Below are 25,682 nucleotides of genomic sequence, written 5' to 3' on the forward strand. Positions count from 1 at the left end.
CTGGAGCGGATCAGGAATATGACCGAAAAACTCGTCATCATCGGCAACGGCATGGCCCCCGGGCGCATGCTGGAGCATCTGCTGGAAAAGGCGCCGGACCGCTACCAGGTCACCATCTTCAACGCCGAGCCGCGCGTGAACTACGACCGCATCATGCTGTCGCCGGTTCTGTCGGGCGAAAAGGATTATGAGGAGATCATCATCCATGGCGATGGCTGGTACATCAAGCACGGCATCACCCTCTACAAGGGCCACAAGATCGTCGCCATCGACCGGCAGGCCAAGACCGTCACCTCTGATCACGGCGTGACCGAACCTTACGACAAGCTGGTCATCGCCACCGGCTCGGTGCCGTTCATCATCCCGGTGCCGGGCCACAATCTGCCGGGGGTGCTGACCTATCGCGACCTGGACGACGTCCGCGCGATGATGCTTGCCGCCCAGTCGCGGGCCAAGGCCGTGGTCATTGGCGGCGGCCTGCTCGGGCTCGAAGCCGCGGCCGGTCTCAACGCGCAAGGCATGGACGTCACCGTGCTGCATGTCATGCCGACGCTGATGGAGCGCCAGCTCGATCCGGCCGCTGGCTACCTCCTGCAGCGCGCCGTGGAAGAACGCGGCATCAAGGTCATCACCAAGGCCAATACCCAGGCGATCACCGGCAACGGCAAGGTCGAGCAGGTGGAACTTGCCGATGGCACCGTAATCCCGGCGACGCTGGTGGTGATGGCGGTCGGCATCCGGCCGAACGCGGCGCTGGCCAAGGAGGCTGGCATCGCCGTCAACCGCGGCATCGTCGTCGATGCCGGCATGCGCAGCAACGACCCCGACATCTTCGCGCTCGGCGAATGCGCCGAGGTCAACGGCATGGTCTACGGGTTGGTGGCACCGCTCTACGAGATGGCGCGTGTCGCGGCCAGCCAGCTTGTCGGCGACGAGGCTGCGGCCTTCGTCCATTCGGACACGCCGACGAAGCTCAAGGTCACCGGCATCGAACTGTTCTCGCTGGGAGACTTCGCCGAGGGCGAGGACCGCCAGGAGATCGTGCTGCGCGACGCTGCGGCCGGTGTCTACAAGCGCCTGGTGCTGAAGGACGACCGCATCATCGGCACCGTGCTCTATGGCGAGACGGCCGACGGCGCCTGGTTCAATGATTTGAAGAAGAAGCAGACCGACATATCGGAGATGCGCGACACGCTCATTTTCGGCCAGTCATACCAGGGGGGCGCCCCCCTGGACCCTATGGCGGCCGTTGCAGCCTTGCCGGATGATGCGGAAATCTGCGGCTGCAACGGCGTCTGCAAGGGCAAGATCACGGGCGCGATCACGGCCAAGAGCCTGACCTCGCTCGACGACGTGCGCGCCCACACCAAGGCCTCCGCGTCCTGCGGCTCCTGCACCGGGCTGGTCGAGAAGCTGATGGTGCTGACCCTGGGCGACACCTACAACCCGGCCGCCGTGCAGCCCATGTGCACCTGCACCACGTTCGGCCATGACGAGGTGCGCCGGCTGATCAAGGCCAAGAGCCTGAAGACCATTCCGGCCGTCATGCAGGAGCTGGAATGGAAGACCTCCTGCGGCTGCGCCAAATGCCGGCCGGCGCTGAATTACTACCTCGTCTGCGACTGGCCGAACGACTACGCCGACGACTACCAGTCGCGCTTCATCAACGAGCGCGTCCATGCCAACATCCAGAAGGACGGCACCTATTCGGTGGTGCCGCGCATGTGGGGCGGCGTGACCAGCGCCTCCGAGCTGCGCGCCATCGCCGATGTCGTCGACAAGTTCGAGATCCCGATGGTCAAGGTCACCGGCGGCCAGCGCATCGACATGCTCGGCATCCGCAAGGAAGACCTGCCGGGGGTGTGGGCCGATCTCGGCCAGGCCGGCTTCGTCTCCGGCCATGCCTACGCCAAGGGCCTGCGCACGGTGAAGACCTGCGTCGGTTCCGACTGGTGCCGCTTCGGCACGCAGGATTCGACGGGTCTCGGCATCCGCATCGAGAAGTTCATGTGGGGCTCGTGGACACCGGCCAAGGTCAAGATGGCGGTGTCGGGTTGCCCGCGAAACTGCGCCGAGGCGACCTGCAAGGATGTCGGCGTCATCTGCGTCGACAGCGGCTACGAGATCCATTTCGCCGGAGCCGCCGGCCTCGACATCAAGGGCACCGAAGTGCTCGGCCTGGTCAGGACAGAGGACGAAGCGCTGGAGCATATCGTGGCGCTGACGCAGATGTACCGCGAGCAGGGCCGCTATCTCGAGCGCATCTACAAATGGGCCAAGCGCATCGGCATCCCCGAGATCAAGGGCCAGATCATGGACGATGGCGAGAAGCGCAAGGCCTATTACGAGCGCTTCGTATTCTCGCAGAAATTCGCCCAGGTCGATCCATGGTCGGAGCGCGTCTCCGGCAAGGACAAGCACGAATTCCGGCCGATGGCATCGGTCGGGTTCGCCGAGGCAGCGGAGTGAGCGCGTGTTCCCGAAAAGTGGAAACCGGTTTTCGGTCGAGAACACGCGCAAGAAGGAAATCTAGATGAACTGGATCGCTATCGGCACGCTCTCCGACATCCCCCGGCGCGGCGCGCGCTGCGTTGCCACGCCCGAGGGCAAGATTGCCGTTTTCCGCACCGTGGACGATCAGGTATACGCCATCGACGACCATTGCCCGCACAAGGGCGGGCCGCTCAGCCAGGGCATCGTCCACGGCGCGGCGGTGACCTGTCCGCTGCACAATTGGGTGATCTCGCTGGAGACGGGCAAGGCGCTCGGCGCCGATGAGGGCGTTGTGCGCACCATCCCGGTGCGCATCGACGGCGAGCGGCTGTTCATCGCGCTGGAAGCGCTGGCCAGCCGCGCGGCCTGAAATCATGGAGATCGACGCAGCACGCGAGGTGAGGACCACCTGCCCCTATTGCGGGGTGGGTTGCGGCGTGCTGGCGAAGGTCGCCGCGGACGGGCAGGTGTCGGTCCGCGGCGATCCTGACCATCCGGCGAATTTCGGCCGGCTCTGCTCCAAGGGCTCCGCCCTTGCCGAGACCATCGACCTCGACGGCCGGCTGCTCCATCCGGAGATCGACGGCCGCCGCGCCGGCTGGGACGAGGCGCTCGACCGCGTCGCCTCGACCTTTTCGCAGACCATCGCCGAGCATGGCCCGGATTCAGTCGCCTTCTATGTCTCCGGGCAGTTGCTGACCGAGGACTATTACGTTGCCAACAAGCTGATGAAGGGGTTTGTCGGATCGGCCAATATCGACACCAATTCGCGGCTCTGCATGGCCTCTTCGGTCGCCGGCCATCGCCGCGCCTTCGGTTCCGACACGGTGCCGGGAACCTACGAGGATCTCGAGCTTGCCGATCTCATCGTGCTGGTCGGCTCCAACCTCGCCTGGTGTCATCCGGTACTCTACCAGCGCATCGCGGCGGCGCGCGAAAAGCGGCCGGAGATGAAGATCGTGCTGGTCGACCCGCGCCGCACCATGACCGCCGACATCGCCGACATGCATCTGGCGATCGCGCCGGATGGCGACGTGGCCTTGTTCACCGGGCTGCTTGCCTATCTTGGCCAGCACAATGCGCTGGACCGCGCCTATGTCACCGAGCGCACGACCGGCTTCGGCCAGGCCCTTCTCGCCGCCTCGACGCTCGACCTTGCCGGCGTTGCGGAAGCCACGGGCCTCAGCGAGGACGAGCTTGGCCGCTTCTACAGCCTGTTTGCCCGGACGGAAAAAACCGTCACCGTCTACAGCCAGGGGGTGAACCAGTCGTCCTCGGGCACCGACAAGGTCAACGCCATCATCAACTGCCATCTCGCCACCGGGCGCATCGGCAAGCCCGGGGCAGGGCCGTTTTCGGTGACCGGCCAGCCCAACGCCATGGGCGGCCGCGAGGTCGGCGGCATGGCCAACATGCTCGCCGCCCACATGGAGATCGAAAACCCCGCGCATCGAGCCCGCGTGCGCCGCTTCTGGAACGCGCCGGCGCTGGCCGAACAACCCGGCCTGAAAGCGGTCGACATGTTCAAGGCGGTGGCCGACGGGCGCATCAAGGCGCTGTGGATCATGGCCACCAATCCCGTCGATTCCATGCCGGACGCCGACGCCGTCGAGGCGGCGATCAAGGCCTGTCCCTTTGTCGTGGTCTCGGACGTTCTGGCTAGCACCGACACGGTCCGCCACGCCCATGTCCGGCTGCCCGCGACCGCCTGGGGCGAGAAGGACGGCACCGTCACCAATTCCGAGCGCCGCATCTCGCGCCAGCGGGCCTTTTTGCCAGCGCCCGGTGAGGCGCGGCCGGACTGGTGGATCGTCGCCGAGGTGGCGAGGCTGATGGGGTTTGGCCAGGGGTTTGCCCACGTGACGCCAGCGCAGATTTTTGCGGAGCACGCGGCGCTCTCGGCATATGAGAATGATGGGGCGCGGGATTTTGATATTGGTGCCTATGCCGGGATCGAGGCGGAGGAATACGACGCGCTGGCGCCGTTCCAATGGCCAGAGAAGGATGGTCAGGCAGCGCGTAGTCCTTCCACCCGCTTCTTCGCCAACGGCAACTTCTACACGCCCGACGGCAAGGCGCGCTTCATCCCCATTCGCCCCGTCGCGGAAACCCGCACGGACGAAAAATTTTCGCTGATCCTCAACACCGGCCGCGTCCGCGACCACTGGCACACGATGACGCGCACCGGCAAAAGCCCGCGCCTGTCCCAGCACATCGCCGAACCCTTCGCCGAAATCCACCCGGCGGATGCGCAGCACTTTGGCATCGGCGATGCCGACATCGTGCGTATCTCCAGCCCGCGGGGCGAGGTGCTCGTGCGAGCCTTGGTGACATCGCGCCAACGCCAGGGCAGCCTGTTTGCGCCGATGCATTGGACCGACCAGTTTGCCGCCAAAGGCCGGCTCGACGCGCTGACGGCGTCGCTCACCGATCCCGTTTCCGGCCAGCCGGCCTTGAAACATGTCGCGGTGCGCATCGAGAGATTCGCGGCCAAAGCCTTCGGCTTTGCGGTTATGCGACAACGCCCGGCGCCGGTTGCCGCGACCTATTGGGCCGTGGCCAAATGCCGGGGCGGCTGGCGGGTCGAACTGGCTTTCGCCGACGACGACATCGACTGGGCGGGCTTTGCCGCTGCGCTGTTCGGCGCGTCACCCGACATGCTTGCCTATCACGACCGTGACGCCGGCCAGCATCGCATCGCCGCCTTCGACGGCGAGCGCCTCGCAGGCGCGCTGTTCGTTGCCCCCGGCCCGGTCGCGGTGTCGCGCGGCTGGGCGGCCGAACAGCTCGAAGAAACCCATGCCGGCCAGCGCGAGCGCTTCCGCATCGTCGCCGGCCGCGCCGGCGCCGAGCGGCCGGATGCCGGCGCCACCGTCTGCTCCTGCTTCAGCGTCGGCGCCAACCAGATCGCGGCGGCGGTGGCGGCAGGCTGCACGAGCGTCGCTTCCATCGGCGAGACGCTGAAGGCCGGCACCAATTGCGGCTCCTGCCGCGCCGAGATCCGCGCGATCATCGAGGCGAGGCGGGTGCAGGCGGCGGAGTGAAGGGGCGCAGCAGCGCAGGCCTCTGGGCCTTGGTGACGCGTCGCCCTTTTGAAGGCTGGCAGGCATGGGCGAGGCGACTGGCGATTACGCCTACTGCGATCGCCCAGGCTGCCAAACTGTCGAACTGTCGCCCAGCGGCCAATTGGCGCTTCGCCCTGCGTCCGGCCCGCGGCCTGCCTCAATGACCCCGACCATTGCGCGCGTAAATTCAACCACACTGTTTGCCGTGACGGCGGCCTTGTCGGGACTTTGCCCAATCTGTTCGGCGGCTCCGCAACATGACAGGCGGATGAGATCGTAGTGCAGGTCTCTTTCATCGTCCGGCAACGCCGCCAAAGTCAGGGCGCGGCAGTGGATCATCCGCAGCAGTTGTGCCAGTGCTGTTTCGACACTCATGCGTTTTGCTCCGCATCGGTCGAACGTCCCGGCCCTGAGGGGCGCTGGAACGTCGATCGGAGGTTGGTTCCTGCCCCCAATGCCGAAAGGCTGCATCACAGCCGTTAATATATCGTTGATCGCTAATATATTCGCCGGCTTGACGGTTTTGCTTGTCGGGGCGCCGATGCCGGGCAGCAACGAACCCTGCGGAGCGGCTGCTTACGCTGCAAGCGCCGCCTTGCGGCCGCAAGTCAAGACAGCGCGTGAAACCAAAAGCTAACTGAAAAACAATCATTCGATGGAAAGATAGCTGTTCCGCCGACAGTATCGGCGAGCCGGCAACGGTTGGTACTGACCATAAAATGGAAAGGACTGCGTTGTGTCGATGCTCAAGGGAAGATTCTTCGCCTTTCGCCGCAGCCTGATCCTGCTGGTTGTTTCCGCAATCGGCGTGTTGCCGGCATTCGCCCTAGAGCCAGCCAAATATCCGGAGCCGCCCGACACCGTCGCCTTCAAGGTTGAGAAGAACGGGGAATCGATCCCGGTCACATTGCGGCAACTGGAAAAGCTCGGCCTTTACAGCGTTTCCACCCCAAGTCCCTTTGAAAAGGGGCAACTGAAGTTTCAGGGTGTTCTGTTCCGGGATGTGCTCAAGCTGATCGGAATGGACGGCGAGGGATCCGTCGTGCTGCGCGCGCAGGACGACTATGTGCAGACAATCCCGAAGGAAGACTGGACGGAAGGTCCTCTTCTTCTTGCCACGCGCCAGGACGGCCAGTTGCTGACAAGGCGCACGCAAGGTCCCACGCGGCTGATCTACCCTCTTGACGACCATCCGGCCTTTGATACGCCGGTTCACAAGCCGAGATGGATCTGGTTGATAAAGACGATTGCGCCAGCCAATTGAACCCCAGCATGACATCCGGCCATGTGGTTTAGAAGCACAGCCTGGCGGGTTCCTGTAACCTACGCGGCAGCGGCGGCATCGGCAGCCATCTGCTCAGCCGCGCTGATCGCGGTGCTCTTCACGAGCGTCAGCAGGATAGAGTCCGCGATGCCGCGTTTCGGCTTCTTCGCCATTCGTGAGTTTCACATTGCAATACGCGACGTGACGCATCTGCGGGACATGATTTCGCTTGCCCAGGCGGCTCCCAAATCACCGGAAAGCCTCGAGCACCTGTCGACCGCGAACGACCTGATCTACATCCGCTTCGAGCGCATCGACGGCGGCGACACCATCAGCGAAATCCCCGCCTATGCCGGTATCGTGCCGCGGGTCAACGACGCGGTGAAGCAGCTTGACGCCGTCATTGCGGCCGGCGTGCCTCTTGACGAAAAGCGCCTGAAGGAGGTGGGAAACGAGCTCGACCAGATTGTCGCTCGCATGAACGATGAATACTACAAATACGGGGAGGAAGTGAACGTCGATCTCTATTCGGCGGAGAAGAACCTGAACAGGTTCAACTACCAGATCGCCTTTGCCTTGACCGTCTTGTCAGCGCTCGCGATAGGAACCGCCGTGTTGCTGATCGGTCGTCGCGAGACGATCAGGAAACTCGAATTTCTCGCCTGGCAAGACGCGACGACGGAGTTGAAGAACCGCGCCTGGATGTCCGCTAACCGGGACGGGCTGCTGGAGCGGGCGAGGTTGGCCGGCAAGCAACTTCGGCTGTTCCTGATCGACCTCGACCATTTCAAGAGCGTCAACGACACGTTCGGTCACCACGTCGGCGATATGCTGCTGAAAGCCGTTGCCGAAACCCTGCAGTCGGTCGAACTGCCTGATGAAGTGGCCGCCGTCCGTTTGGGTGGCGACGAGTTCGCCGTCATCGCGATCGGGGATAGCCACTCGGCGGATATGGGACATCGTCTTCGCGAGCAATTGAACCGCTTTGCCGATCTGGACGGCCACCAGGTGCGCATCGGCGCCAGCATCGGCATGGCGTCCTTTCCGGACCATGGGTCGGATATCTCTACCTTGCTGCGCAACGCAGACAGCGCCCTTTATGTCGCGAAAGCGGAGGGACGATCCGGATTCGTGACCTACTCGCCCGCGATCCTCAGCCAGATCGACGCGCAACTCGGCGAGGAAGCGGCGATCAAGCGGGCGCTCAATGACGACGAGTACTTCCTTGTCTGGCAACCGCAATTCGAATTGGCGACCGGGCGCATGATCGGTGCCGAAGCCCTGGTCCGTTGGCGCGACCGCGTTTCAGGGACGGTTCGCTTGCCGGACTCATTCATTCCGACAGCGGAACGGAGTGATCTGATACTGGAAATCGACAAGACCGTGCTGAGCAAGGCCTGCGCGCAGGCAGCGCATTGGATGTCGATCTCCGCCGACGATTTCGTCTGCGCGGTCAATGCTTCGGGCAAGAGCCTGCAGGAGGATGCATTCTTCCTTCACCTCGTCGAGGTGCTGCGGCGGACCGGATTGCCGCCGTCGCGCCTGCAGCTGGAAATAACGGAAGGGGTGTTCATCCACAGCAGGAACGCCTTGGACACTTTGTCGAAAATCCGGAACCTCGGCGTCAGTCTGGCGCTCGACGATTTCGGATCCGGATATTCGAGTTTCGGCTACCTAGCCGACCTCGACCTCAATCGCCTGAAGATCGATCGATCGTTCTTGAACGATCTGGAGTCGTCCGGGAAGAAGCAGGACGTGATCAGGGGGATCATCGCGTTGGCCAATACCCTTGGCCTGGTCGTCATGGCCGAAGGCGTCGAAACAGAAGCGCAGCTGGCTTTCCTGATCGCCGAACGATGCCACGGCGCCCAGGGGTTTTTCATGTCGGAACCCATCGACGTGAAAGTGCTGACAAATCAGCTGATCGCACGGCGCGGCGGCCTCAAAGCCAAGGCCAGGTCCAGGCTGAACCTCTCGGCCTGATCGTTTGCCTTGAGACTTAGCCGCCGGAATTAAGTTGGCCGGGAGCCTGGATTTAAGCCGGACGGACTTGAATAGACGCTTCTCGTATTTCCCACCTGACTTATCGCGACAAACGATTATCGCAGCGTCAGGTGTATTTTTGTGGTATGAATTTTAGGAGCAGCTAAGCAACGGGGGCCAGACAATGGACGCCGCAGTGCTACAGGCAGTTGGGCAAGTGGCGGGAATTGGCGGTCTTGCCCTGGGCGTGTTTCTCCTTCTTTTTAGAGAAATTATTCGCAAGAAGATTTTCCCGATGCTTCCGCCCGCGCAGGCATACCGGCTTCTGCGGTTGATTACTGGTGCCGTCTGGTCGATCGCTCTCGCCGGCATCGCGGCCTGGGTCTATACGAGCCAGGCATCGGCGAAAGCCGTGTCGGCGGATCACGGTATTGCGATCGGCGGCGATGTATCGGGCGGATCGACAGTCGAAAATACCACCGCAGTCGATCCCGCGAAGTAGAAACTTCCGATGCGGTACGTGGCCAGTTTTATTGCTGCCGCGGTGTATTTCCACCTCGCCCTGGGACCTGCAAAGGCGATTGGCGATACCGAGGTCAAGAATTGCGCGATCGCGATTGCGGACTCGGTCGAAGCCAGCAACATCTCGAATGTCTGCGGGGTACCTCCGGAGCTCCTGGCCGCGATCGTCGAGGAGTTCAAACAGACCAGGGAAGAGCTGCAAAGGAGCAACCAAGACCTTCGGGAAATGGCTGAGGACCGCAAGGCATCGGTTGAGCGTCTCAAGCAGACACTCGACCTGACCAACGGCCAGGTGCGGGCGGCGTTTGAGATTCTCGGAGAGACAAACGTTCCTTCCGAGCAACTTTCAAGCAAGCTTGTCGAGATTGCCCAGAAATTCAAGCTATTGCAGTCGATCGCGGCGGCCGAGCCGGGCGACACGCCCGAAATAACCGACCTCAAGCAACAAGTGGAAGCCGCGACCAAGGCCGGCGAACTCGACAAGGCCGATTCCCTGCTCTCCACCATTGACGAAAAGCAGTCTCAGGCCGAGGACAACCTTGCGGTAAACCGCGCCAAGACGCTTGCCAACCGTGGCGACCTCGCACTCGGCCGGCTTCGTTACAAGGATGCGGCGAAACATTTCGCGAGTGCGGCCGCCACGCTCCCGCCGGATGACGCATACGTCGCTCAGCGACGCGAGTATCTGAGGCAAGAAGCCTCGGCGTTTGGTCAGCAGGGGGAGGAATATGGAGATACCGCGGCCCTGCAGCGGGCGATCGAATTGAATGAAAGCTTGCTTCAGACGACTTCTCGATCAGGATCCCCGCTTGAATGGGCGGGCACCGAAAATGCGCTGGGTCTTGCCCTTCTTGCCCTTGGCGTCCGCGAAGGAGGCAAGGAACGCCTCGAACTGGCTGGCGCCGCGTTCCGGGCGGCGCTTGAAGAGCGAACGCGTGTGCGGGTGCCAATTGATTGGGCGACCACTCAAACCAACCTTGGCATCGCGCTCTGGGCGATCGGCGAACGAGACAATGGCACCGCGAACCTGGAGGAAGCGATTGCCGCTTTTCATGCTGCGTTGGAGGAGCGAACAAAGCAGCGCGAGCCGATCGGCTGGGCACTGACCCAAATCAATCTCGGCAATGCGCTACGCACACTTGGTCTGCGCGAGAGCGAGACCTCTCGGCTGAAAGACGCCGTGACGGCTTATCAGGCGGCGCTTGAAGAACTGACCCGCAAGCGCTCTCCGCTCGACTGGGCGAAGGTTCAACTCAATCTTGGCCTTGCGCTTTGGGCGATCGGCGATCGGGAGAGCGACGCAGCACATCTGGAGCAATCGATTGCGGCTTTCAACGGGGCACTGGAGGAATGGACCCGCGAGCGCCTGCCGATCAAATGGGCCGCCGCCCAGAGCAGTCTCGGCAATGCCTTGTGGTCACTCGGGGCACTCGAGCCGGGCACGGAGCGCCTTGAGAAGGCTGCCGCGGCCTACCGTGCGGCACTCCAGGAATTGACCAGGGATCGTGTTCCGATCGATTGGGCAACAACGCAGAACAATCTCGGAGGCACACTTTTGGCCCTCAGCGAGAAGGAGACCGACCTCTCCCACATCAAGGACGCGATCACGGCGTTTCGCACGGCGCAGGAGGTATGGACCCGTAAGCGGGCACCGCTCAAATGGGCGATGGCACAGAATAACCTCGGCAGCGCCCTGACCTCTCTCGGTCGGCACGACACGGACAAGGCGAGTCTCGAGGAGGCCGTCGCGGTCTTGCATGCAGCGCTGGAAGAGCTGACCCGCGAACGTGTGCCGATCGAATGGGCGAGGGCGCAGAACAACCTCGGCCTCGCGCTTATGCGGCTCGGCATGCTTGAGAGCGGTACGCCTCGCCTCGACGAAGCGATTGCAGCCTTCCACGCCGCGCTGGAAGAATGGACGCGCGAGCGGGTTCCGCTGAACTGGGCGTCGGCTCATGGCAATTTGGCAAATGCGCTCGGCAAACTTGCGGCAAGGGCAGCAGGGCCTGAACGGGTCAAGCATTGGGAGGCCGCAATCGTGTCGTTGCGAAACAGCCAGCAGATAAATACGCGCGAGCTGCAACCACAGGCGTGGGCCTTCATGCAGAACTCGATCGGATACAGCCTTGTGCTGATCGGCGAACAGGAGGACGAAGTGGCTCGGTTCGAGCAGGCCATCCCGATCCTGCGCGAGGCGCTGGCTGTCCAATTGCAACTGCAAGAAGCAAGAAGTGCCGCGGCGACTTCCGACAGCCTCTGCCACGCGCTGCTCGGGACGGGCAGCCGAATGAAGGATCGCGGGGCGCTGCTCGAAGCCAGGCAATTGTGCGAAAGCGCGAAACAGGTGATCACGGCAGCAGGAGACAGTGCAGCCGAGACTTCGGACAATCTCGCCAGGATCGCGGACGCCCTCAAGGCGCTGCCATAGAGTGCACGGATTGCAGGGGTATGGGATGCAATGCAACTGTGCCGCTTAACTAGTTGATTCAATGCGCAAATAGCTGTCTTGGGTTCCGGGAAGCTTTTCGAACTTTCTGGATTGCGCCTCAACCCGAATTGCGTGTGCTCATTGGACAGATCAGGCCATTAGATTCGGTCATGGCAAGTAGCCGTATTGCACACCCAAACGAAAACGAGTTTCTCGCTGCCCACATTGATGGTGCGGTGCGCCCAATCGGGCGGGATGAACGCACAGGACGCCGGACTTCATCTCGACGATCTTGGTCTCGCCGTCACGGGCCCGGCGGCGGTGCGATCAGTCTCTATCTGGACGTGGCCTCGTGCGCGCCGCTCTAACGGACGAGTGCGAGCCCAATGGCGATGCCTAGGCCGATAGCAAGGCCGCCAGCAAGCTTCCCGACCAGATCGAGGGCGATGGCGCGGACAAGCGTCCACTCGTCTCTACGAGGCGCCTGAACGGCGCGGGAAAGGTCGTCGAACATCGCTTCCATGGTTGCCACCCTGCGATTTTGAGGGCGAGCCTAGATCAGATCCGACGAAATGTGAATCCCCCCGTTCGATGAGGTGACCAAGGAACGCGCGCTGGCGGGCTACTCTGACGGCGGTTCAATCAAAGTCTAACGATCGGCACAGCGCACTAGAAAGCACGTGTGGTAACCGTTAATTCAACCATTGCTAGTATATTAGCAGAGTGGCGGCTCCGACCGGCTTGGGGGCTGGGTTTAGCCGGAGCCTGCGCAGCCAGGGGTAGTAGTTGACCGCGCTGTCTCAGAATAGGACAGCGCGGTCTAAATTTTGGTTAATACGTTACAGGCTGCTAATTCAGCAAATATAGCCTTTGAGGGCGCGGGCGCAGCCGCCGAAGATGCGCTTCACCTTTCCTTCACCATATTAGCGCACGTTCATAAGTGGACATGCTGGTGTAGCTCGTACATGCCCAGAGCCCCGGTGCCGACCTAGGCGCCGGGGCATTTTGGTTTCGCCCCTACGGCTGGCTAGCAGCTGGCTCACCTTACGTCTTTGTGCTTAGCGACCTTGGACCGCTGCTGGATCCCGAGACGCCCACGGCGGACGCTGGTGAGGTCAGTCGTTTTCATTTCAGCGCAACTAGTTCTATAATCCGTCGAGGATGGGCCAGATCGATGGACCGCAAGCTTTCCGCCATTCTCGCCGCTGATGTTGTGGGCTATTCCACCCAGATGGAGCGCGACGAGGCCGGCACGTTCGAGCGCCTTCGTGCTGGACGCAAGGAACTGTTCGAGCCCGAGATTGCCCGCCACCACGGCCGCGTCTTCAAGCTGATAGGCGATGGACTGCTGGCCGAATTCGGTAGCGTCGTCGACGCGGTCGAATGTGCCGTGTCGTTGCAGCGCGGCCTAGTGGAACGCAACGCCGCCGTTTCCGAAGATCATCGGATTCGCGTCAGGATCGGGATCAATCTCGGCGAGGTGATTGTCGAGGGCGAGGACCGGTATGGCGAGGGAGTCAACGTCGCTGCCAGGCTTCAACAGCTGGCACAACCTGGCGGCATCTGCGTCTCAGGAAAGGTCGCCAAAGAGGTCGAGAAGAAGTTGGCTTTCGGCTTTGAGCCGATGGGCGAACAGAAGCTGAAGAACATCGCCGAATCGGTGAAGGTATACCGGGTGCTGCTCGATCCCGCGGTGGCGGGAAAGCCTAGGGATGATGTCAATCAACCCCCACGCTTCTGGCGCAATCTGGCCGTCTCTATTGGGGTCTTAGTTGTCGCAGTCGGCCTTGCCGCAGCCTGGTGGCGACTGTGGGAGCCGACGATTCGGCCAGCCGCTTTGGAGGCCAACGCGAAAGCCGACGCCCGGCCATCCCTCGTCGTGCTTCCATTTGACAATCTCAGCGACGATAAGGCGCAAGGCTATCTGGCAGACGGTTTCACCGAAGACCTGACCACAGAACTTGCACGCATACCCGGCTTGTTCGTCGTGTCGCGAAACGCGGCTTCCGCCTACAAGGGCAAGGAGACTAAACCCGCGGAGGTCGCCGCTGCGCTTGGTGTCCGGTACATGCTGGAGGGCTCGATACGTCGGGTCGGCGACGACATGCGTATCAACGCTCAATTGGTCGACGGCTCGACCACCGGTCATCTCTGGGCGGAACGTTTCGACGGCCAGTGGGCGGATGTCTTTGCGCTACAGGACAAGGTCGTCGCCAGCATCGCAGGCGCGCTCAAGCTCCGTCTCGTCAGCGCCCAAGGTAAGGCAGACTTCGCAGGAGGCACGCGCAATCCCGCAGCCTACGAAGCTTACCTCATGGGCATGGAAATCTACAATCGTCGCAATACTCCAGAGGAGTTTGCGCAGGCGGTGAGGTTATTCCAGCAGGCGCTGGAACTCGATCCGAACTTCGGCGCGGCGGCAGCATCGCTCGCATGGGCCTATTGGGAGATGGACGGGCCGCGGGTCAAGGCTTTGGCAGTCTCGGACATTATCGCGATTTACAACGTCTACAAGTACCTGGAGCAGGCGGCCAAGCATCCTTCGCCCTCCTACTATCAGCTCGTCGCCAGTTTGCTGGTTCGCGAGCACCGGTCCGATGAGGCAGTCGCGGTTATGTTCAAGGCAGTGGCGCTCGACCCGAGCGATCCCCTGAACTATGTCGGGCTGGCAGAAGCCCTGAGTTTCAATGGCAGGCCGAACGAGGCCCGCGACTATCTCGACGCGGCCAACCGTGTCGATCCAGGCGGCAATGACCATCGGCACTACCAGACTGGGCTGGCTGCATTTGGCCAGGGTCGTTTCGAGGAAGCCGTCGACTACCTTGAAAGGATCGATCTCCAATCGCCCGATCCATGGCCGAAATTCTACGGCCTGCAGGTATTGGTCTCGGCCTACGCACATCTCGGGCGTAGTGACCAGGTCGCCGCCTATAGCGACAGGCTAAGGAACGTCATGTTGGAAAGAAAGGATGGAGGGGCAAATCAGCTGGTTACGCAGAGGTATTTTGTGTTCAAGAACCCGGCAGACATCGGGCGCCTGCTGGACGGCCTGGACAAGGCCGGTGTGCCGGAGTTGCCGGAACAGCTCGATTTGGATGCGAAGGACCGGCTTACCGGTTCGGAGATCAGGTCGCTCATCCTCGGTCATGACCTGCGCGGGGGAGGCGCATGGATAGATAAAGGAACCAGTTGGGTGCAGGAGAACTTCCTGTGCGACGCTATTCCGAAAGTTCAGACAACCTGCGGCGCGATCTTCCGCAATCCTGCAGGGACGCCGGGGCGGGGCCACGAGTATACGGCAGTTTTCCGTTTTGATCGTTTTGAGTTTTCGACCATCAAATGAGACCATTTGAGAATCGACCTCCCCAGTGTTCGGCGCGAATTCGGCGTTTGGTCAGAAGCCCGTCGACAATGGAGGTCAGGACGCTTTATCCACGTTTGTGCCGTCGAGCGCGCTGGTCTTTCGGCAACCGTTTGACACCCTTGTGGAAACGACTGCAGCGGCCGCGCGCATTGAGGAAAACGCGAGCGCCAAACTTCGAAATCTGAGATTTGGCTGGGGTTCCTGGAAGCTTTTCGAACTTTCTGGGTCGCGCCTCAGCCCGAGTTGCGCGTGCTTATGGACAAAGTAGGATACTAGATTGGGCTTTTGATAGTGCGGAAGGCATCGACTTCTGGCACGTATGCCGCAGGCGTCAGCATCTCCTCCCAAGTTCTCGACGGTCTGAACGGCAGCTTTGCGCCTGATATCGGCCGTTCGAAGTGGTGGTCACCGCGCCCAAAAGCAGCCGTTCATTCAATGCGCCAAGAATGGCTGCTTGCCGCGCCTGTGGGTGAGTCGATCGAGCTCGCGAGGGAAAGCGCACGTCGCATCGCGACGCAAGTGGTGCCGCCGAGACGGAACGCGCTTGCTCGCGGGGCTGTCACCGTCTCTCGAAGCGATCCCGTACCGAGCCGCTCCGCACGACCCGGAAGGATGCCGAGCCACCATCGCTTCGGCGACCGCTTTACTCAACGCCCGTCGCAATGGTTCTCATCCGCCGCATCGCGGGAGGTCATGCGTTTTCGGGACAGGCTCTCACTTCCATCCGTCAGAAGCTTCATCAGGAGAGCTTAGCTTGCGCATTCGCGCAACAAGGTTGTGATTTTCGCATCAAGGTCGCGGGCGACAGCAAGAGCCTCCAAACTACCATAAGAGAGCAGATAACTCTCCATTTTGTCATAGGAGACATGCACGCCATCGGGACGTTGATCAAGAAGGACTGTGACTGGGGCGTAAGATCCAGCATCGGGAACGTGCTTGACCATTTCTTTCATAATGAGAGGATTGCCCACTAAAAACCGCATGCTCTTAGGAGTGTCGCGTCCAGTTTCGCGGCGCAGAATGGCGCCCAGGTCGAATTCCGCGAAGAGCATGAGACCTGTGCGGCCTTGGCTGTTTTGCACAACGCGCTCCAAATCCGAGAAGGAATTTGCAGCCCTCGTCGCCTTGAAAAATTCGACCATGTCGGGTTGCCCAACTGCTGACTTGAGCACGGCCACAACGGCGTCGAATGGTTTGGAACACGTCAGGCTGAAACGCTCAACCTCGACCTTTGCGATTGTCATTTCTTTCTCCGCAACAACTCTCAGGAATAAAGGTGCGACCGATCGCGCCGGGATCATGCAACCGCCGATCACGCTTCCAGGAAGGTCCGGACGTGGCTGACGAACAATTCGTGGTACTGAAACAGGGCGCCGTGGCTGGAATCGGGATAGAGGACCAGCTGGGCGTTGCTTAGAGCCTTGAACATTGCATAGGCGTTGTCCGCCGGCAGCATGGTGTCGTGGCTGCCGCTGACCACGAGGGCGGGCTGGCGGATGGCGCGCAGAATGGCGTGCTCGGGATCAGGTGTGGCGCACCAGGTAGTAAGCGCCTTGGCCTGCGGATCCGTCACCGCGCCGCCGTTGTCGGTGTCCCGATCTTCCTTACGCGCCTTCGCCCGCTTCAGGAACGCCAGGCCGGCCGACTGGCTGGCGGACGACTTCGTGAAGAATAGAGGCAGGCGGAGGTCCGGCGCCTCGGTTTGGGAAAACGCGTCCTGGAGAACCGTCAACAGATGCTCCTCTCCACCTTTCGGAGCCGTGCCAACGAGGATGAGCTTGCGGACCAGCCGTCCGTGCTCGGCAGCGATCTGCTGGGCGACGCAGCCGCCGAGGGAAAAGCCAAGAAGGTCGACTTCGGAGAGGCCGAGCAGTTTGATAAAAGCGACCGCGTCTCGGGCCATCGCCTCGATATTGTCGGGCGTTTGGCCTGTCGAGCGGCCGACCCCGGCGTTATCGAAGGCGATCACCGGTCGATTGGCGGCCAGGACATTCACGACGGCGGGGTCCCACGCGTCGATGTTGCCCGAGAAATGCTGCAGGAGAACCAGCGCCGTTCCGGTCGATGGGCCGAGGCGGCGATAGGCGAAGCGAATACCGCCGCCTTCGACGTAACGGGTGGGGGCCGTTTCTAGCGTGGCGGTGTCCTGGCTCGCAGTGTCGAACTCAGTCATGTCATCCTCCGGATGCTTGGCATGGAATAATCGAGTGGGAGTAGCTGGGTGCGATTTTGGCTAGGTCTGCGCCGCTCGCGGACCGAGGCATTCCGCAGTCCGCCGAGCACGCGTGGTGCTCCCGGCACGAAGGCGCCGGGAGCAAAATCGTCACTTCACGAGCGCGGCCTTTTCAATCACCGCGGCGACTTCCTTCGCGTGGACGACCAGGGAGGCATGGCTGCCGGCGACCTCCGTCGTCTGGGCCTTCATCCCGGCGGCGAACATCTTTTGAGCCTCGGGTGCGATGACCTTGTCCTTCGTGCTGATCACATAGAACGTTGGCTTGTCGTGCCAAGCTGCCGTATCGACCGGAGCCTCGAACGCTGTGTGGTTCAACGGGAGCTGATGGTTTGCCAAGGATTCTGCGATCTCCGGAGGAAGGTCGGCCGCGACTGCCGAAGGAAACACTTTGGGATCGATGTAGAGGTTGCCCTTTTCGTCGGGATGAATCGCCGCGGCGCCTTCGGTTGCCGGACCGCTCTTGGCTAAGCTCGCCAGAGATTGTCCCACGTCGGGCGCGAATGCAGAGACGTAGACGAGGGCCGAGACCTTGGGATCGTCACCTGCTTGCGTGATGACCACACCGCCCCAGGAGTGGCCAACGAGAACGGTCTTGCCGTTCTGTTTCGCGAGCGCCTGTTTGGTGGCATCGACGTCCGCTGCGAGGGAGGTGAGCGGGTTTTCGACGAGCGTTACATTGTAGCCCTTCTTCGTGAGGATATCGGCAACCGGCTTCCAACTCGTCTGGTCGACGAAAGCGCCGTGGACGAGCACGATGTTGTGAGCCGCCCCCTTAGGCAGTTGAGTCGATTGGGCGGGGCCGGCAACCGTTGCTCCGGCCATGAGGACGGTGGCGACGGAGAGTAGAAGATTTCGCATTGGTTGCTCCTGTTGAGATGACGGACGACGCGGGTCCGGAGAAAGGGCAGGCGTGTCGGCAAAAAGTCGCGGTTCTCCCATCCGTCGTTTGCGTGATGGTTTGCCGCGCGACCTGTTGGCTCGACGTGAGATCAGGTAGTACGTGGAGCATTTGGACGTTAGGCCTCAATCGTCCGAATATTGTGTCTGACTGTCCGTCGTATTAACATCGGGACGATGGACATCCTCGCCCAAGTGCTTGATCGCGTCCGCCTCAGTGGGACCCTGCTCTTCCACTTCGAGCTCGGCCATCCATGGAATCTGGCATTGCCAGCGCGCCCATACGCCCTGTTCCACTATCTCAGTCGTGGCTCAGCTACCCTCGCGCTCGAAAAGGGACGAGAACTCCACATGACCGAGGGCGACTTTGTTGTCGTCACGCGTGGCGAGCCTCATGTGATCTACTCGGATAGCGAGACGGAGCCGCTGCCGATTCTCGACATCGATCGACTAGCTGGGCGTCTTGGCCTCGTTCGTCACGGAGGCGGCGAGCAGCCGCTCGCGACGATGATCTGTGGTAATTTCACAGTGGCACGGCCGCCCTCGCGCGGCAGCGTCTTGGAATTGCTTCCGCCCGTGCTTCTCCTGAAGCCGACGGAAGACGGAGAATGGCTCAAGGCCATTCTGCAACGCATGGTGAGCGAGGCGGCGTTCGAGCGTCCCGGGCAAGGCGTCGCGCTCTCACGTCTAACTGAAGTGCTCTTCGTCGAGGTGTTGCGAAGCTGGATCAAGTCGCTCGGTCCCGGAGAAGGCGGGTGGCTGGGGGCGATGGCGGACCCGCACATAGGACCGGCGCTTCAGTTGATTCACGAACGACCGGATCGGCCCTGGACACTTGGCGACCTTGGGCTCAGCGTGGGGCTCGGCCGCTCGGCATTTTCGGCTCGCTTCACCAAGCTCGTTGGCCAGTCCATGTACCGCTATCTGATCGCACGACGGATGTCGGAGGCTGCGTTTCTACTCGAAACAAGCGACGAGGGAATTGCACGGATTGCGACCCGTGTAGGCTACGAGACCACGGCCGCGTTTTCGAAGCTGTTCCATCGACATCATGGCCTGTCGCCTGGCCGTTATCGAGCGGTGCGCCGGTCTGACAGTGGCCGAAGGCAAGGTGGCGTTCTGGAAGCGGAAGTCGCCGATTGACCTCGACCAGGCTGGCTATCACAGTCGCGACAGACTGCTTTCGCGAGGTGCCATATAGCAGTGGACAGTCTGCATGCGGCCCCAAACCGGTCGTCAGCTAGTTCTACAATTCGCGATCGACTGGGGAACCTGGATTCGAACCAGGATCAACGGAGTCAGAGTCCGTGGGTCTGCCGTTACCCTATTCCCCAGCCAGCGTGGCTATGAGGACAAACGTGAAAACCGCAGGGGCCGAGGAGGTGGCCAAAGGGTCAATTGTCTGCTGGCCCCCTTGGCTTCTGCGTTTAGATACTGCCGCCACGCTAGTTCGTCCCTTGGGGCGGCGCTTCATTTTGCCAGCCGGCTAGCTCTGGCAGGTCGTCAAGCCAGCTTTTCTCTGTCATCGAGGCATCGCCGGCTTGCGGTGCAGCCTCGGTGGCGTTTTGAATGAGCCAGTCCATCCACTTCCGGTAGGCAAGCGGGTCAAGTTGGGGCGGCAGGACCTTGGCCTTGGCCAGCATGCGTTTGCGGAAACTGACTTGCCTGCGTAGCTTGGTCGTCGTGAACTTGATGGCCTTGCCCTGGTATTCAACCGTCCATCGCCCATCGCCGTGGCTGGCGAGCCTGTCGATAGCGAAACCGGCATCGACCGGCCTGTCGCGCCAGGGAAGCTCGATGGCATTCTTCCTCAGATCGATAGCCCATCGCCTGTAGCTGGCTCCTGCACGCTGGGGCGGCAGCACACCTGCTTGTTCGAGCATCTTCCTGCGGAAGGTAGGCTGCTTCTTGAGCTGGCCTGTCGTCAGCTCGATGCGATGCCCACGGAATTCGACGTGCCAGCGGATCCTTCCGTTGCCGACATACTTCACCAGCCTGTCGATGAAGAACTCGTCATCGGTAAGCATCACGCATCCCTGCTTGATGCTTTCGAGAATGTACTGGCTATCGGTGGGCATGAAGCGGTCTCGTGCAGGAACCTCTTGGGAAGCATAGCGATGCAAAATGAAAGCAGGGCCGAATTGCCGCACCAAGACATGTTTCTGTTGTGGAATCTTGGCTGGGGAACCTGGATTCGAACCAGGACTAACGGAGTCAGAGTCCGTGGGTCTACCGTTAACCTATTCCCCAGCAGGCGCGGTCGATAACGGACCGTGCGAAGCGGGCGGCTATGTGCCGCGAGCGCTGCCTTGTAGCCGCCGCCGGAAAATAGTCAACCCCGCGCTGCGTTTCAATCGCTGCCTTTTGGCGCTCCCGCCTCAGCTCCGGCGGCGAGCGAGCCTCAATTCTCCGTCCGGCTGTATTGCGAGTGTTCGAAGAACAGCACCACACAGAGCCCGATCAGCAGCGGGATGATCAGGTAGAACAGTCGGAACACGAGGAGCGCCGCCAGCACGCCGACCGGGTCCATGTGCGACAGACCGGCAAGGAACACCACCTCGAACACGCCGAGGCCGCCCGGCGCATGCGAGATCTGCGCCACCGAGAACGACACCAGGAAGACGCCGAGGATGACGAAATAGCCCGGGTTGCCGGCGGGGAGCGCAAAGAAGATGATCGCCGCCGCCGCCAAAAGCTCGATCGGACCGATCAGCAATTGCCGCGCCACGATCGGCAGCGCCGGATAGTGCAACTGGAAGCTGCCGATCTTGAGCGGCTTCAGATGCAGCCAGCTGCCGAAGACATAGGCGCCGACGAGGATCAGCATGGCGAGGCCGGCGGCGATCGCCAGTCCATGGTGCGGGGCACCGGAATAACGGTCGATGATCTCGGGTTCGAACACCAGCACGAGGCCGCCAACGAGCAGGCTGGACAGCACGAACGTGATCCAGCAGATGGCGACGAGTACGCCGACATCCTGGCCGCTGAGCCCCCTAGTGCCGTAGGCGCGGTAGCGGATCACGGCGCCCGAGATGACCGAACCGCCGATATTGTGCGACAGCGCATAGGTGGTGAAGGAGCAGAAGGTGACGAACAGCCACGAGACCTTCTTGCCGATATGCAAAAGCGCGATGTGGTCGTAGCCGGCGAGCGAGGCATAAGCGATGACGGAGCTCAAGGCTGCCAGCAGCCAGCCGCGCGCCGGGATCGCGACAATGCCGTCCCAGACATCGTCGATCGAGATGCCGCGCAACTCGTGCCACAAAAGCAGGAGCGAGAAGACGACCGCCGCAATGCCGATGACCGGCCAGAGATAGCGCCTCCAGTTCATGCGTCGCAGCTCATCGTCAGGCTTTGGCCCCGCATCTCTTTCCCAGTCCGCCCTCGATTTCAGACATGCCTGATTGAAGCCGGCTATTCAACAGGCAAGCACTGCCGGCGCATTGCGCCGCGAAAATTCACCCGCGTGCGCTCTTGGTGATCCGGCCCGGCGCTGTTAGTCTGGCCGCAACTTGAAACATTTAAGCGCCTGCTGCGTCCGGTCTCCGGTTCGCGCGGCGCCGGAAGGAACTGAAGTGGAAGACCACGACACCGGCGCTGGTGCGCCGGCAGTGGGCGTGTCCAGGGCTTCGCCGACGCCGCCAGGTCAGGCAAGCCCATCCGCCGGGCGGCATCACGATCGCCATGCGGGGCCAGGCAGCAGACATGCTGACGAGGCGGGCGAGGCCCAGCACCAGAAAGGCAAATCAAGAAAACGGCGCAAGCGCCGGCGCGGCCGCAAGGTTTTCGCCCGCGACGACAATCCTGCCGCGAAGGCACCGGCGCCAGCCGCCAGTGTCGCGCCGGTCGCCCGTCCGCCCGAAGCCGCGCCTTCGCCGGTAGCGGCCCGGCCGCAGCACGGCCGGCCGCCGATGCAGGAACTGCCTGTGTTCGCCGCGCTCGATCTCGGCACCAACAATTGCCGCCTGCTGGTCGCGGTGCCGACGCGCCATGGCCAGTTCCGGGTCATCGATGCCTTTTCGCGCATCGTCAGGCTGGGCGAGGGGCTCACCGCCAATGGCCGCCTCGGTCAGGCCGCCATGGACCGCGCCGTCGAGGCGCTGAAGGTCTGCGGCGACAAGCTGCGCAACCGCAAGATCAGGAAGGCGAGGCTGATCGCCACCGAAGCCTGTCGCTCGGCTGACAATGGCGTCGAATTCCTCGAGCGCGTCGAGCGCGAGGCGGGGCTGAAGCTCGAGATCATCGACCGCCAGACCGAGGCGCGGCTTGCTGTGTCGGGCTGCGGTTCGCTGGTCGAGCGCGACACGCAAGGCGTCGTCCTGTTCGACATCGGCGGCGGCTCTTCCGAAATCGCGCTGATCGACCTCACCGGGCATCGTTCGCCACGGCTCGCCAACCACATCGTCTCCTGGACCTCGCTGCCCGTCGGCGTCGTCTCGCTGGCCGAGCGCTTTGGTGGTCGTACCGTGACGCGCGAGATCTTCACCGCCATGGTCGAGGATGTCGCGGTCCGGCTGAAGGCCTTCGACGGGCGCGACCGGCTGGCACATGTGCTCGCCAGTCCGAATTTCCACCTGCTCGGCACCTCCGGCACGGTGACGACGCTGGCCGGCGTCCATCTCGACCTCGAGCGCTACGACCGCCGCCGCGTCGACGGTTTGTGGATGGACCGCGACAGCGTCGACCGCATGGTCGAAAAACTGGTCGGCTGGGATTTCCAGCAACGCGTCGCCAATCCCTGTATCGGCGCCGATCGCGCCGACCTGGTGCTCGCCGGCTGCGCCATACTGGAAGCGATCCGGGCCGTGTGGCCGTCCGAGCGGCTGCGCGTCGCCGACCGCGGCCTGCGCGAGGGCATCTTGAGCGAGCTGATGGCCGATGATGGCGTCTGGCGCAATAACGGGCGTGGCCGGCAATGAGCAAGAAACCGGAAAAGCCAGGTTCGGGAAGCATTCGCGTCCTGAAGACCAGGATCAAGAAGAAGAGCGGCCTGAAGGAATCGTCGCGCCGCTGGCTGCAGCGCCACATCAACGATCCCTATGTGCAGCGCTCCAAGGCCGACGGCTATCGCTCGCGCGCGGCCTACAAGCTGATCGAGATCGACGACAAGCACCATCTGCTGAAGCCCGGCATGAAGGTCATCGACCTCGGTGCCGCCCCCGGCGGCTGGTGCCAGGTTGCGGCGGCACGCACCAAGTCGACGGCGGACAATCCGCATGTCATCGGCATCGACTATCTGGAAATGGATGCCGTGCCTGGCGCGCCGGTGCTTTTGATGGACTTCCTCGATCCCGAGGCGCCGCAAAAGCTTGCCGAGGCGCTCGGCGGCGATCCTGATGTCGTGCTGTCCGACATGGCGGCCCCCACAACCGGTCATAAAAGAACCGACCACATCCGCACCATGCACTTGTGCGAGGTGGCGGCGGACTTCGCGCTTTCGGTCCTGAAGCCCGGCGGCCATTTCCTCGCCAAGACTTTTCAGGGCGGCGCCGAGAACGAATTGCTCTCCATGCTCAAGAAGAATTTCCGCTCGGTCCACCACGTCAAGCCGCCGGCGTCGAGGGATGAGTCGGTGGAGCTGTATTTGCTGGCGAAGGATTTTAAGGGGCGAGAGGCCGGTCCGCCCTCAGGCGGATCGGAACGTCCAGTGGACGTTCCGAAGGACTCGAGCGCCCGGAGCCATAGCGGAGGGCCGGGGGATGCCGAGGCCTGATTGGGCCGCCCTTACTCCCCCGGCGACCTCGCCGGCTCCAGCACCTTGGGCGTCGTCAGCCTGCCATGCCCCGACACGGCGTTGCCGGCATCGGGCGCCAGCCGCATGAACGACAGCGATGCGGCCGCAGAAATCGCCGCCACTATGAAGAAGGCGATGTGGAAGTCGGCGAGCGTCAGCGATCCGCCGTGGATCGATGTCGACACTTCCAGAACCCCGCCGGCGACAGCCACGCCGAGCGCGATCGACAGCTGCTGGAACACCGCCGTGATCGGCGTCGCCTTGCTCGTGTCTTCGGCCGACACCTCGGCATAGGAGAGCGCGTTGACGCCCGTGAAGAACATCGAGCGGATGAAGCCGCCAACCAAAAGCATGGCGAGCATCAGCACATAGGGCGTGTCGGGCGTGAACAGGCCGTAGACGCCCATCGATGCCGCCGCCACCAGCGAGCCGACAATCAGCACGCGGCGGAACCCTGCCACGCGGAAAATCAGCGCCGTGACGAATTTCATGCCGATGGCGCCGATCGCTGAGACGAAGGTGATCATGCCCGACTGGAACGGTGTCAGCCCGAAGCCGATCTGGAACATCAGCGGCAGCAAAAACGGCACCGCGCCGATGCCGATGCGGAACAGCGAGCCGCCGAGCACGGAGGAGCGGAACACTTGGTTGCGGAACAATTCGAGCGCCAGCAGCGGGTTTTGGGCGCGGCGCGCATGCAGTAGGTAGAGCGCGCCCGACACCACTCCGACGGCCACGGTGATCAAGCCGGCAAGCGGCGGCAGGGCCGGCAGGCTGACCACCGACAGGCCGAAGACCACGCCTGACGCTGCCAGCCCGCTCAGCACGAAGCCGATGAAATCGAGCGGCGGCGTCTCGGTTGCTTCGGTTTCCGGCAGGAAGCGCGTGGCAAGCCAGATGCCGAGGAGCCCGATCGGCACATTGATCAGGAAGATCCAGTGCCAGGTGAAATAGGTGGTGATGAAGCCGCCGATCGGTGGACCGACAAGCGGCCCGACAAGTGCCGGAACGGTCAGCCAGGACATGGCGGCGACAAGTTCGCTCTTGGGCGTCGCGCGCACCAGCACCAGGCGCCCGACCGGCGTCATCATGGCGCCGCCAATGCCTTGCAGGAAGCGCGACACGACGAAGGCCGGCAGTGAATTGGAAACCGCGCAGGCGACCGAACCGACGATGAACACCGCGATCGCGGCGCGAAAGACATTCTTGGCGCCGAAGCGATCCGCCATCCAGCCGCTGATCGGAATGAAGATCGCCAGCGACACCAGATAGGCCGTCAGCGCCAGCTTGAGCGCGATCGGGCTGGTGTGGATGTCGATGGCGATCGCCGGCAGCGACGTCGCGATGACGGTCGAATCCATGTTTTCCATGAAAAGAGCGACCGCCAGGATGAGCGGGATGGTGCGGTTCACAAAACGCGTCCGGACTTGATTCTCTGTGTCGTCGACCGGGGGCAAGCCGACACCAGGGGCGGTTATCATGCCGCGGTCCGGATGTCGCATTAATTTGCTGTCACTTTTGTGCGACCGCAATCCTTGGTGGCGGCTGTCAGGACAAATCCCAGACTTTGCGATCGCGTCGCAATGATCGGCTTTTCATCGGCGCCGCGACGTGTTACCAGCCAGCGCCAATCCTGAAGGGGAAGAAACGAGTCGGCGCTGTCCATTCCGGTCCAGCGCTTTTTTGTATTCCCGGC

Annotated in this window: 20 protein-coding genes and 2 tRNA genes; 11 read left to right on the forward strand and 11 right to left on the reverse strand. The window is 62.3% G+C overall.

Translation table 11 applies throughout. The features are described from left to right. Positions 1-18: 18 nt before the first annotated feature. The 3 genes from nirB (at position 19) to A6B35_RS16870 (ending at position 5,537) form a co-directional block, all read left to right on the forward strand. Entirely contained in the window at positions 19-2,469 is a 2,451-nt protein-coding gene (gene nirB / locus A6B35_RS16860; protein ID WP_006205928.1) for a nitrite reductase large subunit NirB, read from the forward strand. A gap of 64 nt (positions 2,470-2,533) precedes the next feature. Next, a complete protein-coding gene (nirD, locus tag A6B35_RS16865; protein WP_006205929.1) occupies positions 2,534-2,863 on the forward strand; it encodes a nitrite reductase small subunit NirD in 330 nt (109 codons plus the stop codon). 4 nt (positions 2,864-2,867) lie between these two features. Further along, entirely contained in the window at positions 2,868-5,537 is a 2,670-nt protein-coding gene (locus A6B35_RS16870) for a nitrate reductase (RefSeq protein ID WP_006205930.1), read from the forward strand. A gap of 90 nt (positions 5,538-5,627) precedes the next feature. On the opposite strand, the gene A6B35_RS35610 is transcribed toward A6B35_RS16870, so the two are convergent. Then, complete coding sequence (locus A6B35_RS35610) at positions 5,628-5,933, reverse strand: hypothetical protein (RefSeq protein ID WP_006205931.1); 306 nt, start codon at positions 5,931-5,933, stop codon at positions 5,628-5,630. 367 nt (positions 5,934-6,300) lie between these two features. Between A6B35_RS35610 and A6B35_RS16880 the strand changes: the two genes are divergently transcribed. The 4 genes from A6B35_RS16880 (at position 6,301) to A6B35_RS16895 (ending at position 11,755) form a co-directional block, all read left to right on the forward strand. Further along, positions 6,301-6,822, forward strand: a complete 522-nt coding sequence (locus A6B35_RS16880; protein ID WP_006205932.1) for a putative pterin-binding protein — start codon at positions 6,301-6,303, stop codon at positions 6,820-6,822. A gap of 201 nt (positions 6,823-7,023) precedes the next feature. Continuing rightward, complete coding sequence (locus A6B35_RS16885; protein ID WP_065518224.1) at positions 7,024-8,805, forward strand: putative bifunctional diguanylate cyclase/phosphodiesterase; 1,782 nt, start codon at positions 7,024-7,026, stop codon at positions 8,803-8,805. Positions 8,806-8,989: 184 nt separating this feature from the next. Then, the gene (locus A6B35_RS16890; RefSeq protein WP_139032264.1) at positions 8,990-9,307 is read left to right on the forward strand and encodes a hypothetical protein; all 318 of its coding nucleotides are present in this window, start codon (positions 8,990-8,992) and stop codon (positions 9,305-9,307) included. Between the two features lie 9 nt (positions 9,308-9,316). Continuing rightward, positions 9,317-11,755, forward strand: coding sequence for a tetratricopeptide repeat protein (locus tag A6B35_RS16895; RefSeq protein ID WP_006205936.1), 2,439 nt, complete (start codon positions 9,317-9,319; stop codon positions 11,753-11,755). A 158-nt stretch (positions 11,756-11,913) separates the two neighbouring features. Here A6B35_RS16895 and A6B35_RS36650 read toward each other — a convergent pair whose 3' ends face one another. Next, positions 11,914-11,979 (reverse strand): hypothetical protein, encoded by a 66-nt coding sequence (locus tag A6B35_RS36650; RefSeq protein WP_244426112.1) that lies wholly within the window; start codon positions 11,977-11,979, stop codon positions 11,914-11,916. A 140-nt stretch (positions 11,980-12,119) separates the two neighbouring features. Then, positions 12,120-12,278 (reverse strand): hypothetical protein, encoded by a 159-nt coding sequence (locus A6B35_RS35615; RefSeq protein WP_006205937.1) that lies wholly within the window; start codon positions 12,276-12,278, stop codon positions 12,120-12,122. A 651-nt stretch (positions 12,279-12,929) separates the two neighbouring features. Between A6B35_RS35615 and A6B35_RS16900 the strand changes: the two genes are divergently transcribed. Continuing rightward, positions 12,930-15,098 carry a tetratricopeptide repeat protein gene (locus A6B35_RS16900; protein ID WP_006205938.1) on the forward strand — a complete coding sequence of 723 codons (2,169 nt, stop codon included), beginning with the start codon at positions 12,930-12,932 and terminating at the stop codon, positions 15,096-15,098. 770 nt (positions 15,099-15,868) lie between these two features. Here the strand turns inward: A6B35_RS16900 and A6B35_RS16905 are convergent. The 3 genes from A6B35_RS16905 to A6B35_RS16915 all read right to left on the reverse strand — a co-directional run bounded on the left by A6B35_RS16905 (position 15,869) and on the right by A6B35_RS16915 (position 18,213). Then, positions 15,869-16,363, reverse strand: a complete 495-nt coding sequence (locus tag A6B35_RS16905) for a DUF302 domain-containing protein (protein WP_006205939.1) — start codon at positions 16,361-16,363, stop codon at positions 15,869-15,871. A gap of 68 nt (positions 16,364-16,431) precedes the next feature. Then, positions 16,432-17,292, reverse strand: coding sequence for an alpha/beta fold hydrolase (locus A6B35_RS16910; RefSeq protein ID WP_006205940.1), 861 nt, complete (start codon positions 17,290-17,292; stop codon positions 16,432-16,434). Between the two features lie 150 nt (positions 17,293-17,442). Then, a complete protein-coding gene (locus tag A6B35_RS16915) occupies positions 17,443-18,213 on the reverse strand; it encodes an alpha/beta hydrolase (RefSeq protein WP_006205941.1) in 771 nt (256 codons plus the stop codon). A gap of 216 nt (positions 18,214-18,429) precedes the next feature. On the opposite strand from A6B35_RS16915, the gene A6B35_RS16920 reads away from it, so the two are divergent. Next, positions 18,430-19,395: an AraC family transcriptional regulator gene (locus A6B35_RS16920; protein ID WP_040584031.1), complete on the forward strand. Its 966-nt coding sequence runs from the start codon at positions 18,430-18,432 to the stop codon at positions 19,393-19,395. A gap of 120 nt (positions 19,396-19,515) precedes the next feature. On the opposite strand, the gene A6B35_RS16925 is transcribed toward A6B35_RS16920, so the two are convergent. The 4 genes from A6B35_RS16925 to A6B35_RS16940 form a co-directional block, all read right to left on the reverse strand. Continuing rightward, positions 19,516-19,586 (reverse strand) — tRNA-Gln (locus A6B35_RS16925). A 111-nt stretch (positions 19,587-19,697) separates the two neighbouring features. Next, positions 19,698-20,330 (reverse strand): hypothetical protein, encoded by a 633-nt coding sequence (locus A6B35_RS16930; RefSeq protein ID WP_006205945.1) that lies wholly within the window; start codon positions 20,328-20,330, stop codon positions 19,698-19,700. A 98-nt stretch (positions 20,331-20,428) separates the two neighbouring features. Continuing rightward, positions 20,429-20,502: transfer RNA gene (locus A6B35_RS16935), tRNA-Gln, on the reverse strand. A 151-nt stretch (positions 20,503-20,653) separates the two neighbouring features. Then, positions 20,654-21,583: a lysylphosphatidylglycerol synthase domain-containing protein gene (locus A6B35_RS16940; protein ID WP_006205946.1), complete on the reverse strand. Its 930-nt coding sequence runs from the start codon at positions 21,581-21,583 to the stop codon at positions 20,654-20,656. A 244-nt stretch (positions 21,584-21,827) separates the two neighbouring features. On the opposite strand from A6B35_RS16940, the gene A6B35_RS16945 reads away from it, so the two are divergent. Together A6B35_RS16945 and A6B35_RS16950 are read left to right on the forward strand one after the other, a co-directional pair. Then, a complete protein-coding gene (locus A6B35_RS16945; RefSeq protein ID WP_006205947.1) occupies positions 21,828-23,171 on the forward strand; it encodes a Ppx/GppA phosphatase family protein in 1,344 nt (447 codons plus the stop codon). Beyond that, positions 23,168-23,965, forward strand: coding sequence for an RlmE family RNA methyltransferase (locus A6B35_RS16950; RefSeq protein ID WP_006205948.1), 798 nt, complete (start codon positions 23,168-23,170; stop codon positions 23,963-23,965). Before A6B35_RS16945 ends, A6B35_RS16950 begins: the two co-directional genes overlap by 4 nt. A gap of 11 nt (positions 23,966-23,976) precedes the next feature. Here the strand turns inward: A6B35_RS16950 and A6B35_RS16955 are convergent, their stop codons facing one another. Then, on the reverse strand, positions 23,977-25,398 hold the full coding sequence (locus A6B35_RS16955; protein WP_006205949.1) for an MFS transporter: 1,422 nt from the start codon (positions 25,396-25,398) through the stop codon (positions 23,977-23,979). Between the last annotated feature and the right edge of the window lie 284 nt (positions 25,399-25,682).

The organism is Mesorhizobium amorphae CCNWGS0123 (assembly GCF_001686985.1).
GTDB classification, from domain to species: domain Bacteria; phylum Pseudomonadota; class Alphaproteobacteria; order Rhizobiales; family Rhizobiaceae; genus Mesorhizobium; species Mesorhizobium amorphae.